Here is a 15,441-nt window from a genome sequence, read left to right on the forward strand (position 1 = left end):
GGGTGTCACCCCCTATTTAGAAATTCTTTTGACCAACTAATTTGGCACAAAAAAAGGAGAGCCACCTAAGCGACTCTCCCGATCATCAGGGTGCATCTACTTATCACAGTATATAGCTAACAGGATGAGGGGGGACACCCCCTGATTTATTTTTTGTGTGAAGTTTGAGATTGAGTTTATCAAGTAAGGGCGAAGCGACCAAAGTAGCAAGAATCAGCCTGCCTCACGGCTTTAGGGAGGGATTCTTCAAAGATTGCTGTACTGGTGTTCTAGCCGTTCAGCTTCTTACTTAGGATTTGGTTTGTCAGTTTAGGGTCAGCCCGCCCACTGGTTTTCTTCATCACTTGCCCAACAAAGAAGCCTTGGAGCTTGGTTTTGCCGTTGCGATACTGCTCTAATTCCTTGGGATTGGCAGCAATAACTTCATCAATGATTGCTTCAAGTTCACCTGTGTCAGAGATTTGAACTAGACCCTTGCGTTCAACGAGTTCTTTAACGGAACCACCCTGAGACAACAGTTCAGGTAGCAGTTCTTTAGCAATTTTGCCGCTAATCGTGCCGTCTTCAATCAGGGTGATCAGTTCTGCCAGGATGAGCGGTGTGAGAGCAATCTCCGTGATTGTGTGCTTCCCTGTATTGAGATAAGCCGCGATGTCTCCCATAACCCAGTTAGCAGTTTGTTTAGGATTCGCCTTAGCCGCGACAGCCGCTTCAAAATACTCAGCTACTAGTCGATCATCCGTTAGCACACGGGCATCATAAGCAGAAAGCCCCAACTCGCTTTCATAACGGTGCCGTTTTTCGGCAGGTAGTTCAGGGAGTTCACTACACCACTGCTCTAACTGTTGTTTTGAAACCTCAATCGGAGGAAGGTCAGGTTCCGGGAAATAGCGATAATCACTAGAGCCTTCCTTAACTCGCATACTAATTGTGCGTTGGCTACCTTCTTCCCAAAGCCGAGTTTCTTGAATAATCCGCTCTCCAGCTTCGACAGCAGCGATTTGCCGCTCAATCTCATATTCGATCGCTTTTTGGATGGCGTTGAAGGAGTTCATATTTTTGATTTCAACCTTCGTGCCAAACTCCTGTTGACCGATAGGACGCACGGAAATATTGACATCGCAGCGTAGAGAGCCTTCCTGCATATTGCCATCACTGACACCGATGTAACGCATAATCCGGCGTAACTCTTGGGCATACTCTGCCGCTTCTTGACCAGAACGCATATCGGGTTCCGAGACAATTTCAATCAGTGGCACACCCGCACGGTTGTAATCGACCAAAGAGTAAGTCGAACCGGAAAGCCCGTCACTTCCTGCGTGAACCAACTTGCCAGCATCTTCCTCCATATGTAAACGAGTGATGCCAATCTTTTTCCGAATTGGATTACCCGCCTCATCAGGGAGTTCAATCTCTAGCCAACCATGCTCAGCAATTGGCAAGTCAAATTGAGAAATCTGATAGTTTTTAGGAAGGTCAGGATAAAAATACTGCTTGCGATCGAACTTGCTGTAGGGTGCAATCTGGCAGTTCAGCGCCAAACCTGCTTTTACGGCGTACTCTAGTACCTTTTGATTGAGTACAGGTAATACTCCCGGCATTCCCAAACAAATTGGATCGATGTTTGTATTCGGGGTAGCACCAAATTCTGTGGAGGAATCAGAAAAAATCTTGGTTTGTGTACTCAGCTGACAATGGGTTTCTAGACCAATGATTGCTTCGTACTGCGTTTTAACCCGTACAGCAGAGGTCATAAGCGTCTTGGATGCTTGTCTTATTGCAACAGATCTCTATTCTATTTTATTAGTGCAAGCCGCTGAGTAGAGCGCCTTAGTCTAAAGTACAGACACTAGTTTAAATAGTTGTCATTCACAAATTATTCACAACTCCTGGTTAACTTAGTAAGTAAGCAGGATTAAGCCTGAGCCGATAGCGTCAAGTTAAAGCCTTATCTGTAAACCGCTAGCCAGTAATCTCGAAACTGTTGACTAGCTTATAACTTAACTAAAACCCAGACCAAAATGGTCTGGGTTTATTATTTGTACTTCCTCATCCCATCTAGCGCAGAATTTGTTCGATCATCCGGTTAGCTTGTGATGCATAGCCGCCGCCAAAGAGATTGAAGTGATTGAGGATGTGGTAGAGGTTATAGAGAGTTTTTCGCTGTTTATAACCATCATCCAAAAGCCAAGCTTCGTTATAACCGCGATAGAAAGCAGCAGGGAAGCCGCCGAAGAGTTCTGTCATTGCAAGATCAACTTCGCGATCGCCTATATAAGTCGCTGGATCTAAAATTACAGGTTCTCCAGACGTAGTAACGGCGGCATTTCCTCCCCACAAATCACCATGTACTAAGGAAGGCTGAGGCTGATGATTCAGCAGTTTGGGAATTGCTGCTATTAATTGCTCTTGCTGAGGAAAATGACCACCACGACGCTGTGCGAGTTGGAATTGATAGCCGATTCGGTACTCAGCAAAGAATTCTATCCAATCCGATGTCCAGTTGTTCAGTTGTGGCGTTGAACCAATCGTATTGTTTTGCTCCCAGCCGAACCCTTTAGCGGTGGGAGGGTTCCAGCGATGCATAGCAGCTAACTGATGCCCCATTTCTTCCCACGTCTGGGAATTATTGCTGCCACCTAGTTCCAGCCACTCCAATACGATGTAGGAAGAATCAGTGGCTATTCCCCAGCAAATCGGTTTTGGCACCCGAATGGCTTGAGTTTCCTGCATTTGCTTTAAACCCAACGCTTCTGCCTCAAACATCTGCACCTGAGAGGCTTGGTTGAGCTTTACGAAGTAGGTGCGAGTGTTGCCGCTAACGCAATAACCCTGATTGATACAGCCTCCACCAACAGATCGGCGGTTGTTGATTTCAAACGCTTCACCTGTGGTTTCGCTGATATGGCTAGCAATTTGTGTCCACATCTTGGAATTTTAGATTTTAGCTAAATGTCGCTCTTCTTAAGCGCCAATTAATTGTTTGGGAAAAACCCTAGCTTGGGGGCTTTCCCCCAAACCCCCTCCTCACTCTCATCTCCGGTGGGGGACAAGCGTCTCCCCCAAACCCCCCGCGCAATCATGGGTGGATTGTGATGAGTTTATAGCATTTCTCTGTTACGCGCGTGTACAGCAGAAAAACCTAACCCCCAACCCCTTCCCTGCAAGGGAAGGGGAGTAAGAATCAAAGCCTCACTCAAGAGTAGGAGAGAGGTCAAAGTGTACCGCATCCAACCGACAACCGCTATATATGAGTCAGTGCCATTCGATTTAAGCTGGCTTGATGGCAACAACACCATAAGCGTTGGGAGAAAGGTACTGCTGTGCAGCTACCTGAAGGTCAACAGCATTCAAAGATTGGATTTTGCTGGGGTAGTTTAAGGCTGGTGCCAAGTCACCTAGCTGCGACTGGTAGTAACCATATAATGTTGTGCGATCGCTTGGTTTTTCATTTCCAAAGATAAAGCGATTCGCGACTTGTGTTCGGATACGGGCAAGTTCTGATTCTGCCACTAATTCTGTCTGAAACTTGCGGATGTGTTGTGCGATCGCATCTTCCACCACAGCTAAATTCTCTTCTGGTAACTGTGCAGAAATATAAAACACTCCCTGATGCCGTTGTGTCATATTGCTCACACCGATGTGAGTAACCAGTTGCCGTTCTTCTCGCAAGTCCCGAACGAGCCGTGACACCCTACCTTGCCCTAAAATCACCGACAGGACATCAAGCGCATAAACCTGCTCTAACTCATTCATTCCTGGAACCCGCCAAACCATCACCAGCCGCGCTTGCTGTAAGGTTTCGTCAACATACTCCCGACGCACAACTTCTGTAAAAGCAGGTTCTGGTGTAAAGGTTTGCGGTAATAAGTTTTTGTCTACTTCCTGAGTGCTAACTGATGTTTGCGTGAACCCATCAGCGACAATCTCAATCAATTCATCAACGGGTAAGTTACCCACAGCAACAGCAGTCATTGAGCGGGGTTGATACCAAGTGCCGTGAAAGTCCCGCATTTGCTGAGCTTTTAGCTGTTCAATCACTGATGCTGGGCCTAATACCTGTCGTCGGTAAGGTAACTGTTCAAACGTTGTCTCAATTGCGCGTCGAAATGTGCGGCGTTGAGGGTTGTCTTCTGAACGGCGAATTTCTTCCAAAACGACCATTCGCTCTCGCTCAAAGGCATCATCAGGAATGCTGGGATTCAACACTACATCCAGTTGCAGAGGGGCAAGTTCAGCAAAATCTTTGGGTGCAGTGGTGATGTAGTAGTGGGTGTAATCCTGACTTGTCGCGGCATTCGTCACCGCACCCCGCTCTTCAATTAACCGCTCAAATTCGCCACTTTGCAGTCGTGGTGTTCCCTTAAAAACCATATGCTCTAAGAAGTGAGCCATGCCGTTGATGTCGTCTGATTCCGCTGCGGAACCAACGTTAATCCAAACATTTAAGTTGACGGCTTCAACAGGCATCTGCTCTGCCACAATTGTTAAACCATTAGGCAGCTTCTTGAGCGTCGGGGCGTTGAGAGGGGGAGTTTTGAGCAGAGTTGAAGTCATTTGTTACACACTTTTTTGCTATTCCCTTTCTATCTTAATGAGGTAGGTCTTTACCCTGTTGGGTTACTATCGCTGGAAATAGAACAGTATGTGTGTACGCTAGCAGCGATAGTGCAAGCACTGCCGCCCAGGCAGATCGCATTCTTCAAATCGTCTGTATCCATTCCAGGAGATTTGCGCCATAAATCTCAATCAAAACCTGCCCCCTAAAGATTTAGCCTATTTCTTCCAGGCTTTTAGCAGCTTAGTAATTGCATCGATTTGGCTTCTGGTAAAGTACGTCAGGGCAAAAATGGCTAGGATGGTGACACCACCATTGACCAAAAGCGTCTGGTAGATATTGGCAGAGGATTCGGTTGAATTGACAGGGACTAGCATTACCTTTTCTGAAGCAGTAGCGGCGAGATTTAGGTTTTGATTCTCTGTGTTGCTCATAGCTTTTGTGATTAGTTAGGTGTTCAGTGGTTTCTGTATCTAAGCTAATCTTGGCTTCTGAAGTTTGGTGTCGAATAAAGTAGAGATATATCTATTAGTTTTAAGAGCTTTTTAACGCTACAAATGAAGTTATTAATTCTTTCGTAAGCAGATAAAAATATTTTAAATTAGCATTTAGCACAATTCTATTTACGCATTTTTACTAATTGGAAATAAAGTTAGTAGATAAAAGTAGAATTAGGTAGAGCTTACTAGATGAGCCATTGGATAACCTAATTCCTCTGCCTAGAATGGGTTTAAAACATTCAATCTAGGTAGGAATTATGACTCTACCAAATTATGAAGATCATGAGGAAGAGTTTCTCAAAGCGATCGCAACTCGCTTTGGTTTCTCTGGTAAGACTTGGTGGGTATTTCTGGAACGCTTTCGCGAAAAAAATACCGATTCTTTAGATAAAGATATCGCGGCGTACCTTGAGGCAGAGTTGATAGAGGGAACCAGCGATGGTGCGAATCCTGCTACTATACTGCGCGATCGCTTAAAGGTGATTTGTGACAAATTTGAGGTTGAGGGGTGCGACTTCCAGGGAGTCACTAAAGGTAGGTGGAAGATTGCGAAGCGGTGGTTGCGGGAAGTCATCTATCCGGAATGGCTAAAACAGTGTCACTTAATCCCCTTAACCTGTGACCAACTTTGGCAGCAACTCTGGGAAACGGCAACGCCTACGGACAAACTGAAGCCAGTTTTGCTGGAACCCGTGTCAGGTTTGGATATGGGAGAGGCGGAAATGACGGAGGAAGACTCTTTCTCTTTTCGCTTAAACAGTAGGATTCGGTTTGAAGTCAATCTGGATAGTGCTGGGTATTTGCTGCTGTTGGAGAAAGGCACGTCCGGGAAAATGTGGTGCTTGTGTCCATCGGGGTTTGCACCGGAACTGAAGCATCTTGGGGGATGGGTGAGTTTACCGCAAGCAAGTTCGCGCCACAAGTATTTTAAATTAACTGGCAGTGCGGGGCAGGAGGAAATCGTGGCGGTGATTACGAAGGACGTGCCAAGGTTGGACTGGTTGCCTAAACCGGGGGAACGGTTGTTGCAATTGCGGGAAGGGCATTTGACGGGTTTATTGGAGTATCTGAATCTAGCCCGTGATTATCAAGTTCTCCGCATGGTGTACAGAGTGACTGCTGCGTAGTTGGCTCACTAAAAAAAGAAGACGATGGAAATGGTTTTTAAGTGGTTGCGAGATTTAGCAGCCCCAGTCAGGAAATTCACAAAAGCAAAAAACTTGAAGCAGCTAAGCAGGAGAGCGGTTCAACTTTATCATGAGGGTCAGTATGGTCAAGCAATAAGTTTGGCTGAGGAAGCCTTGGAATTAGCGCGACAAGTTTGGGGAGAGGAACACCCCAATATAGCAACCAGCCTCAACAATTTAGCAGTACTCTACAAACTCCAGGGACGCTTAGCTGGGGCAGAACCGCTTTATCAAGAAGCTTTGGCGATGAGACAACGCCTGTTCCCAGGTGACCATCCTGATGTGGCAAAAAGCCTCAACAATTTAGCAGTACTCTACGAATCTCAAGGAGGCTTGGATGCCGCCGAACCGTTTATAGAGGAAGCCTTATCGATGACAAAGCGCCTGTTCCCAGGTGACCATCCTGATGTTGCAGATAGCCTTAACAATTTAGCTGGACTTTACGAATCCCAAGGACGCTTAAAAGCTGCCGAACCGCTTATAGAGGAAGCCTTAGCGATGAGGAAACGCCTGTTCCCAGGTGACCATCCTGATGTTGCAGGTAGCCTTAACAATTTAGCTGGACTCTACAAATCCCAAGGACGCTTAAGTGCCGCTACTCCCCTTTTAGAGGAAGTCTTGGCGATGACAAAACGCCTATTTCTGCCTGACCATCCTCATGTCGCACTAAGCCTCAACAATTTAGCATTCCTCTACAAATCCCAGGGACACTTGGATACCGCCGAACCGCTTATAGAGGAAGCTTTGGCGATGAGGAAACGCCTGTTCCCAGGTGACCATCCCGATGTGGCAGGTAGCCTCAGCAATTTAGCAGGACTATACCAATCTCAGGGACGCTTAGTTAAGGCGGAATCCCTTTTAGAGGAAGCTTTGGCAATGACAAAACGCCTATTTCCCCATGACCATCCCCAAGTTGCACTAAGCCTCAACAATTTAGCATTCCTCTACAAATCTCAAGGACGTTTGGATACCGCCCAACCGCTTTATGAGGAAGCCTTGGCGATGAGGAAACGCCTATTCCCAACTGACCATCCTGATGTAGCAACTAGCCTCAACAACTTAGCAGGACTCTACAAATCTCACGGACGCTTGGCTGAGGCAGAACCCCTTTTAGAGGAATCCTTAGCGATGAGTAAACGCCTATTGCCAGGTGACCATCCCAACGTGGCAAAAGGACTCAACAATTTGGCAGGATTACTTGCTGCTACCCATCGCTATTCTGAAGCGCTAGAACGGATGAAAGAGGCAGCAGCCATTGAGAACCGTCTGATTAACCAAGCTTTTGCTGCCAGTTCCGAAAGCGATCGCCTCGCCTATCTCCAACTATTGAGAGCTAATTTTGAGGCATTTCTCTCTCTGGTTTACCAACACCTCCACGACTCTCCTCAAGCCAAACAAGCAGCACTAAATTTAGTGCTACAACGCAAAGCCTTAACTGCCGCCGCCTTAGCTGCACTGAACCAAGCAATCTACAGCGGACGCTACCCCCACCTAACGGAAGAGTTAAAGAAACTGCGAGAATTGAGCGCCCGGATTATCCACTTTACCTTTACTCAACCCCAACCTGATCGCATCCCGCAACTGCAAGCCGAACACAACAAATTGCAACAGCAGCTAGCATCCCAAGTACCAGAAATCCAACTCCAAGAACAACCGATTGACTGCCGCACTGTCGCATTAGAACTACCAAGAGGCAGTACCTTAATCGAGTTTGTCTGCTTTAAAGTCTTTGATTTCCACGCCGCTAGTGGGGAATCAAAATGGCAACCCGCCCATTACCTAGCCTTTATCTTACCCGCAGGGCAGCCAGACCAGGTGCAGATGATTGACTTGGGAGAGGCAGAACCCATCGACCAACTAATTCAGGACTTTCGCCACTATGCATCTGACGGTAATCTCGTAGTGCATTCGCTGGATATGGGAGGAGATGATGATGAACTTGAAGACTTGAGACAGCCTCCCGCAGAGGTTATCCAACTGCGTGAAGCGATATTTAAGCCACTTTGCCCTTACCTACAAAAACACCAGCACCTATTTATTGCTCCCGATGGGAATTTGAACCTACTGCCATTTCAGATTCTCCCCACTGATGAGACGGGCGAACAACTGCTGATGGACGAGTACCGAATCAGTTACCTCAGTGTCGGGCGAGATATTCTGCGTTCTAAAGTTCGGATTGAGCGTTCTGCTTCTCAACCTTTAGTAATTGCTGACCCAGATTTTGACCTGGAAGACCTAACCCCCCCAATCCCCCTTCCCTCGCAGGGAAGGGGGGAGGAAAACTCCTCTCTAGTTATCGACGGAAAGGAGAAGTCTTACTTCCCTCTCCTTGCAGGAGAGGGGTTGGGGGAGAGGTCAAAGTTGGGCGTACTAGGGACACAAGTCGCCGAATTACTGCAAACTTTGGCAGGTTCGGCTTTTAAACGTGCTGAAGGAACTCGCTTTTTGGGTGAAGGGGTTGCCAAGCTGTTGGGGGTATCGCCTTATTTGGATAAGGAAGCGTTAGCGTCTCGTTTGACTGGTTGTGAGTCTCCTGAAATCCTGCTGATTGCGACTCATGGCTTATTCTCTAGAGAAGTACAACTGCAAGACTATTGGAAATTAACCCTGGCGCTGCTGACTTGCCCCGATGCACAGGAAGCGGAACTCTTGCAGAAGAACCGGAAGCTGCTGGATAAGACATTGTTGGAGGAGATGGAAAGGGTAGCAGCGATACTTGCAGAACGCGGAATTCAGAATGATGCTGACTGGTTGAGAAATTTCGCCCCGCAAGTCGTAGCAATCATTGACAAATCCACCCAGCAAACCCCAATCCAAAACTCCCCTAACTCTCCTGATCAAGGGGGGAACTCCAAAATCCCACATCCAGAAGACCCGATGTTACGTTCAGCCCTTGCCTTCGCTGGCGCTAACGCTTGGCTACAGGGTAAAACTCTCCCAAACGAAGAAGGCAAAGGCTTAGTCTTCGCCCAAGACGTAGCCGCACTCGACCTCTGGGCAACTGAACTCGCCGTCCTCTCTGCCTGCAATACCGCAATAGGCGACATCAAAATTGGCGAGGGCGTCTTTGGATTGCGTCGCGCCTTTGCCGTCGCCGGAGCAAAAACCCTGGTGATGAGCTTGTGGTCAGTCCCAGACCGAGCAACTGCCCTACTGATGCAGCACTTTTTTACCAACCTGCACCAAGGTTTAGGTCGTGCCGATGCCTTACAAGATGCCCAGAATTACATCCGCACTATCACCGTCAAAGAATTGCAGCAATCTTCCCTCGGTCTTGTCGTGCTGGAAGAATTACAAAGACATTTACCACAAGATTATCAATTTTGTCAAGACAATAGACCCCTTGAGCATCCCTATTTCTGGGGAGCCTGGGTTTGTCAAGGCGATACTACAGCAATGGTAAAGTCACAGGGATTGAACTGAATTAGGCGATCGCCAATCAGCACAAAAAGCGATCGCCACCTGATAAAAAGGGGAATAACAAAAAAGGCGGCACCCGGATTTGAACCGGGGGTGGAGATTTTGCAGACCTCTGCCTTACCACTTGGCTATGCCGCCGTAAGTTCAGTTTACTACTATACCAAAAAAGGCGACAAACAACTAAGCAGGAATTACGCACTGCCACACACGGTAGGGGCGCACCTTAGAGCGCCCCTACGACAGAATCAGCCTTTCATCAAGAAACTGCGTAAGTTCTACTAAGGATGAGTGCTGCCATCAGGCATAATTGCATTGTTGAAATTGACACCTTCTTGCTTGGCACGCATGATGTCTATCTTCGCACCCTCTAACTCAGCCTCAGCCAAGTTCGTCTGATTGAGCTTCGCATTGCTCAAATTAGCATCTTTCAAATTTGTCTTGCTTAGGTTTGCAGTTTCCAACTCCGCACCCGTCAAATCGGCACCCGTCAAATCTGCCTCAGTTAAGTTCGCATTTTTCAGTTCCGCACCGCTTAGCTTGGCGTTCTTTAAATCAGCACGGCTGAAGTTGGCACTTTCTAGATTGACTCCGCTCAAATCTGCACCAGCCAAATTTGCACCCGTACAATCTGCATTCCTGAAATCCATACCACGCAAGTTTTCTCCCTCAAGTTTTAGTCCTTCGCACTTGACGGTAAGTCCCTGCAATTTGGTATCACTCACCTGGGTTTCAGTGGGAAGCGGCTCTACCGTTTCTACTTGAGCTTTTTCTCCTGCATTCGTCAGTGCAGTTTTGACAAGGAAATACATACCTCCGAAGGCAACTAAGGCTGTTGCAAGACCAGCTAGCAAGATTTTAGTTCGTTTATTCGGATGTGTTGGTACAGGTTGCTGAGCTGGCACCTGCTGTAACTGCATTTGATCAATCGCTTGTTGAATAAACTCTGGCGGAATTTTTGCCTCTGATCCAGCATCCATTAGCTCTTTTACGGAATAGCTCTGGTTGTGCTGAGCATATAGCTGAGCAGCAAGGGTAAAAACCTCCTGAGTTTTGTCTTCAGGAATACGATATTCTGGGCGGTTCATAGTGCATTCGGGGGTGAAGACAAAGGACAATTCAAAGACTATATTTGCGATCTTATTCCTCTATTCAGCTAGCGTCAGCAGCAAGCAGCTAAAGATTTAACTCAAGGGTATCTAATAATCGAGAGTGTTAGTCTGGGAAAAACGTTAATTACTCAGACTTCATCATTTTTTCAAAAATAGTTTTTGTATTTGAAGACTTACTCAAGCTTTTGCCGATTTAGCTATTAGCAGCGGCTCTTGTGCTAAAAACAGCATTATCTGTGTTTACAAGATAATCTGGCTACAAAAATGTCTAGCGAAATTATTATTTTTAACCAATTCTTGAACCAGCCAGAATCAAGAGATTGATACTCTTCAAGATGCATACTCAAGCTGTGTATATATGCTGCGATCGCTCTTTTGCTGAACTAATCCTTCACGAAAGTTTTTGTAGCTACTTTGAAGCCAGTAATACACCAAGCCTTACAAATAATTTACCCTAGCTTTCGCTTGTGTTTTAATACATTCAAATATCAGCTCCTAAAGGAGAAGCTTCTGCCCTCTGCCTTCTGCCTTCTGCTTTTTGCTATAAATCAAAGAATTGGATGGACTAATACCAAGTTATGGATGACTCCTCAGCAGTTGGCTACCTCTATATCTAATCTACGTCCGCTTCTCTCGTGTCCATCCACGATAAACCCACACCTGGATAATAGGTGCCAAGGATTTGTTGGTAGTCATAGCCCTGCTGAGCCAATTTTAGGGCACCCGTTTGACTCATCCCCCTACCACCAAAAACATTAGTCACAATTTCATCAGAGGCAGCGTACATTGATTCCACCACTCCCCCTTTGTGGCTCAGGAAAACTCCAGCCGTTTCTTGAACAGCTTGCTGTGTAGTGTTCCATTCTGCACTGATGCCTTTGTAAACTTGCCAGCGCTGAGTGTTTCCTAGATCGTACAGAGCGTTAGCAGGTCGCAAGTAATGAACTAAGGCATAGGATCGAGCGGCAATGGCTTGAGCTTTTAGAGCTGCCATCGGCCAACTTGGAGAGACTTCAGCGCCTACTACACTAACAAGATAATTCTCAAGGTCAACATAGTTAACCGCTAGTAGGGTATTACCTTTAGAAACCAGAAGTAAATCACCTCGATACCAGCGATCGCCTACAAATACATACCCTCCTTTCGTAGGCTTAATCCAAACACCTCCTGGAGTCTGCCACTGACCAACACGGATATTTGCTCCCTCTGGGCTGACATTTGTCCCATCGTTTGCGGCTAGCTTGCCCAGAACTTTACCACGAGCATCAATCACCTCGCCTGGTGTTGAGGTGCCAACGACTAGGGCGCTATCTCCATTCGCAACAGCAACTCGTAGCTCTAGCAATGGGGCATTTTTAGCTGCCTGGGCAGCTTGAGCTTCGGCTGTAGTAGAACCTTGAGATTTAGGTTTTTGCTTATTACTTGTTTGGGAAGGCTTTGAATCTTGGGATTTGGCTTTGGATTTTTGTGGCTGTGATGTAGAGGTTTTTGTAGGAGAAGATTTGGATGGAGCTTTATCAGTTTTGGCAACCGCCGATTTAGAGGCGGTTGTATTTGTAGTAGTATTACTTTTTGGCGACAAAGAGAGGCTTTGGCTAACTAGACGTTGATGCCAATCCCGTTCGGCTAAGACATCAGCTTGGGATGGCCCAGGGGAAGACGCTAAGTTAGGGGAAGGTTGCTGCGGCGATGCTAGCGACGGCTGAGGTCGTTGTGCCAAGGATTTTGCTAACACAATAGGCACAACCAAGGCGGCTGAAAACAAAAAAAATGTCCACAACACTGAGCGGTTAAAAACTGGGTGCTTGTCAGGCGAACGAAACATGCATCCTCACTCCTACTTTTATCTCTCATAGCCTACAACAAGCAAGTCTAATTGCCAAAAACCAAGTATGGTTAAATTGATAGGTGTCTTGAAAGTCGGGAATGGGGAATAGGGTAATTCAGCTTTCATTCAATGTTCATGTGCGTAGCTCAATGTGAGCCTAATCATTCAGCCCCATTGCTGTTGCGACGGCTGAGATTGTCGGCTCAATTCCTTGCTTGAATTGGTTATTACTGTGTTGAATTGCTGTATCTGGGTCTTTTAAACCATTACCAGTTAATACACACACTACTGTAGCGCCTGTGGGTACTTGGTCTTTGACTTTCAACAAGCCAGCAACTGAGGCAGCACTGGCGGGTTCACAAAAAATTCCTTCTTCAGATGCCAGCAATCGATAGGCTTCAAGAATCTCAGCATCGGTGACGCTGTTAAATTTTCCTTGACTTGCCTGTTGAACAGCGATCGCTTTTTCCCAACTCGCGGGGTTCCCAATCCGAATTGCTGTCGCTATCGTTTCGGGATGAGTCACAACTTCGCCAGTAACCAGGGGAGATGCCCCGGCTGCTTGAAATCCCATCATCACGGGTAAGCGATCGCATTTCCTATCCTGATGGTACTGGCAAAATCCCATCCAGTAGGCTGTAATATTCCCAGCATTCCCTACCGGGATACACAGCCAATCGGGGGCATCACCTAAGCTATCCACCAATTCAAACGCTGCTGTCTTCTGACCTTCTAGCCGATAGGGATTAACCGAGTTAACTAGGGTAACGGGATAGTTTGATGCCATCTCCCGAACAATTTCTAACGCTTGGTCAAAGTTGCCTTGAATTGCTAAGACTTCTGCCCCATAAAGTAACGCTTGCGCCAACTTACCCAGCGCTACATAACCCTCAGGAATTAGCACAAAGGCTCGCATTCCACCCCGACGTGCATAGGCAGCAGCAGAGGCAGAGGTGTTACCCGTGCTAGCACATATCACCGCTTTTGCTCCTGCTTCCTTGGCTTTGGAAATTGCCATCGTCATCCCCCGGTCTTTAAAGCTACCCGTAGGATTAAGCCCGTCGTATTTCACCAGTACTCTTACTCCCTTACCAATCCTTTTTGCGATCGCTGGGGCGGGAATTAAGGGCGTATTGCCCTCTAGGAGCGTGATGACGGGAGTTGAGTCACTTACTGGTAAATACGAGCGGTATGCCTCAATTAAACCTGGCCAGTTGAGATGTCCAGAGGCAGCATTTCCGGTAGCCGATAGGTGGGCAGTAGACAAGCTTGAAGCCACAATTGGTTAGTTATTGGTTATTGGTCGTTAGTTGTTAGTTGTTAGAAGTAGTTTTTTCATCACTAACAACTAACAACTAACAGCAATCAACTCTTAGTTTACCGTGAGTGGTTCGGTGTCGCTGAAGAGGTTTGGGGCTTGTCGATCCGCCGCTTGATGATTTTGGGTCGTTCCACGGGTGGCTCGAAATCGGGGGCCATCCAAGCAGGCTGAGTTTGGTCGTAGACCATTTGCAGGGCGGCGGCAGCGATCGCATGTGGATCGTATTCCTCACTCATATCCCGCACTACGGGTAGGAAGGATGCCATGCGTTCACCGGATAGTGCCTCACGCAACTGTTCTTGCAGTTTCTCTAAGCGCCGTGACTCAATTTGCGATCGCGTTGGGATTGGTGACACGTTCAGCGTTTGCCGCACTTTTCGCTCAATCAAGTTCAGCTTACGCCGCTCAAACGAACTAATCAGAGAAATTGCGATTCCTGTCTTTCCAGCACGTCCCGTCCGACCAATGCGGTGAATGTAGCTTTCCACCTGATCGGGGAGGTCGTAATTAATCACATGGGTAAGATGATCAACATCTAAGCCCCGTGCCGCAATATCAGTTGCCACAACCCAACGGACTTGACCTGCCCGGAAGCGGGACAACAAGCGCTCTCGCTGAGATTGGCTCAAATCGCCGTGGTACTCATCTACACTGTGACCAGCGGATTGTAATTGACTGGTCAGTTCAGCCGCTGCCCGTCGTGTCCGCACAAAAATCAAGGCGGCTTCCGGGTCTTCCAGTTCTAGAATCGGCTGGAGGGCTTTTGCCTTCGTCCAGCCACGGGGAACGATGTAAACTCGCTGCTCAATCCGTGATGGGGTTGCTTTGGGTTGCTCAACGGTCACTGTCGCTGGCGATTTCAGGAACTTGTTGACCAACTCTCGGATTGGACGTGGCATGGTTGCCGAGAAACAAGCGGTCTGACGCTCAACAGGTGCTTGCTTGAGGATTTTCTTGACATCATCAATGAAGCCCATGCTCAGCATTTCATCTGCTTCATCGAGTACAACCCAGCTAACGTTATCGAGCTTGAGGTCACGCCGATCAAGCAAATCAATCACTCGTCCAGGTGTACCGACAACAATTTGTGCGCCGCGTTGTAGGCTGCGGACTTGGCGCTCCATTGATTGACCACCGCAGACGGTGACGATTGATAGACGGCGATTACTGCTGAAAGTGCGAATTGCCTCAGCGACTTGAGACGCCAATTCTCGTGTCGGGGTCAAAATTAAAGCTTGTACTGCTCGGTTTTCAGTGTCGATTCGCTCTAGCATCGGCAGTGAAAACGCGGCTGTTTTCCCAGTGCCAGTTTGAGATTGTCCAACGACATCACGTCCAGCGAGTAGTTGGGGAATCGCTTGGATTTGAATTGTTGTGGGTGTCGTGAAGCCTAGTGTTTCCAGTTGAATGACGGCAGCTTCGGACAGGCCCAGGCTTTGAAAGGAAAGGGTCATAGTTTAGTTGTTCGTTGTTAGTTTTCAGTTTTTTCGAGGTCAGTTATCTGTTTTCAGCTGTCAG

The 15,441-nt window shown here is 47.3% G+C and carries 10 protein-coding genes and 1 tRNA gene; 2 read left to right on the forward strand and 9 right to left on the reverse strand.

The genetic code is table 11. From position 1 onward, the window contains the following. Positions 1-269: 269 nt before the first annotated feature. The 4 genes from gatB to AC5JL3_RS30820 all read right to left on the reverse strand — a co-directional run bounded on the left by gatB (position 270) and on the right by AC5JL3_RS30820 (position 4,992). On the reverse strand, positions 270-1,754 hold the full coding sequence (gene gatB / locus AC5JL3_RS30805; protein WP_496078071.1) for an Asp-tRNA(Asn)/Glu-tRNA(Gln) amidotransferase subunit GatB: 1,485 nt from the start codon (positions 1,752-1,754) through the stop codon (positions 270-272). A gap of 304 nt (positions 1,755-2,058) precedes the next feature. Next, positions 2,059-2,928: a fructosamine kinase family protein gene (locus AC5JL3_RS30810; protein WP_496078072.1), complete on the reverse strand. Its 870-nt coding sequence runs from the start codon at positions 2,926-2,928 to the stop codon at positions 2,059-2,061. A gap of 342 nt (positions 2,929-3,270) precedes the next feature. After that, a complete protein-coding gene (locus AC5JL3_RS30815; protein ID WP_496078073.1) occupies positions 3,271-4,557 on the reverse strand; it encodes a M16 family metallopeptidase in 1,287 nt (428 codons plus the stop codon). A gap of 219 nt (positions 4,558-4,776) precedes the next feature. After that, on the reverse strand, positions 4,777-4,992 hold the full coding sequence (locus AC5JL3_RS30820) for a hypothetical protein (RefSeq protein WP_496078074.1): 216 nt from the start codon (positions 4,990-4,992) through the stop codon (positions 4,777-4,779). Positions 4,993-5,315: 323 nt separating this feature from the next. On the opposite strand from AC5JL3_RS30820, the gene AC5JL3_RS30825 reads away from it, so the two are divergent. Further along, a complete protein-coding gene (locus tag AC5JL3_RS30825) occupies positions 5,316-6,185 on the forward strand; it encodes a DUF4384 domain-containing protein (protein ID WP_496078075.1) in 870 nt (289 codons plus the stop codon). Between the two features lie 24 nt (positions 6,186-6,209). Further along, on the forward strand, positions 6,210-9,668 hold the full coding sequence (locus tag AC5JL3_RS30830) for a CHAT domain-containing tetratricopeptide repeat protein (RefSeq protein WP_496078076.1): 3,459 nt from the start codon (positions 6,210-6,212) through the stop codon (positions 9,666-9,668). A gap of 64 nt (positions 9,669-9,732) precedes the next feature. Here AC5JL3_RS30830 and AC5JL3_RS30835 read toward each other — a convergent pair. From AC5JL3_RS30835 to AC5JL3_RS30855, 5 genes are all read right to left on the reverse strand, one after another. Beyond that, positions 9,733-9,803 (reverse strand) — tRNA-Cys (locus AC5JL3_RS30835). 140 nt (positions 9,804-9,943) lie between these two features. Continuing rightward, a complete protein-coding gene (locus AC5JL3_RS30840; RefSeq protein WP_496078077.1) occupies positions 9,944-10,750 on the reverse strand; it encodes a pentapeptide repeat-containing protein in 807 nt (268 codons plus the stop codon). Between the two features lie 637 nt (positions 10,751-11,387). Then, positions 11,388-12,599, reverse strand: a complete 1,212-nt coding sequence (locus tag AC5JL3_RS30845; RefSeq protein WP_496078078.1) for a SpoIID/LytB domain-containing protein — start codon at positions 12,597-12,599, stop codon at positions 11,388-11,390. A gap of 160 nt (positions 12,600-12,759) precedes the next feature. Beyond that, on the reverse strand, positions 12,760-13,869 hold the full coding sequence (thrC, locus tag AC5JL3_RS30850) for a threonine synthase (protein ID WP_496078178.1): 1,110 nt from the start codon (positions 13,867-13,869) through the stop codon (positions 12,760-12,762). A 110-nt stretch (positions 13,870-13,979) separates the two neighbouring features. Then, a complete protein-coding gene (locus AC5JL3_RS30855) occupies positions 13,980-15,377 on the reverse strand; it encodes a DEAD/DEAH box helicase (RefSeq protein ID WP_496078079.1) in 1,398 nt (465 codons plus the stop codon). Positions 15,378-15,441 lie beyond the last annotated feature (64 nt).

Source organism: Symplocastrum torsivum (assembly GCF_059505465.1).

Coding starts and splice junctions, on each gene's coding strand:
- AC5JL3_RS30845 (WP_496078078.1), bottom strand. CDS start 12,599: ATGTTTCGTTCGCCTGACAAGCACCCAGTTTTTAACCGCTCAGTGTTG.
- AC5JL3_RS30815 (WP_496078073.1), bottom strand. CDS start 4,557: ATGACTTCAACTCTGCTCAAAACTCCCCCTCTCAACGCCCCGACGCTC.
- AC5JL3_RS30840 (WP_496078077.1), bottom strand. CDS start 10,750: ATGAACCGCCCAGAATATCGTATTCCTGAAGACAAAACTCAGGAGGTT.
- gatB (WP_496078071.1), bottom strand. CDS start 1,754: ATGACCTCTGCTGTACGGGTTAAAACGCAGTACGAAGCAATCATTGGT.
- AC5JL3_RS30810 (WP_496078072.1), bottom strand. CDS start 2,928: ATGTGGACACAAATTGCTAGCCATATCAGCGAAACCACAGGTGAAGCG.
- AC5JL3_RS30820 (WP_496078074.1), bottom strand. CDS start 4,992: ATGAGCAACACAGAGAATCAAAACCTAAATCTCGCCGCTACTGCTTCA.
- AC5JL3_RS30830 (WP_496078076.1), top strand. CDS start 6,210: ATGGAAATGGTTTTTAAGTGGTTGCGAGATTTAGCAGCCCCAGTCAGG.
- AC5JL3_RS30825 (WP_496078075.1), top strand. CDS start 5,316: ATGACTCTACCAAATTATGAAGATCATGAGGAAGAGTTTCTCAAAGCG.
- AC5JL3_RS30855 (WP_496078079.1), bottom strand. CDS start 15,377: ATGACCCTTTCCTTTCAAAGCCTGGGCCTGTCCGAAGCTGCCGTCATT.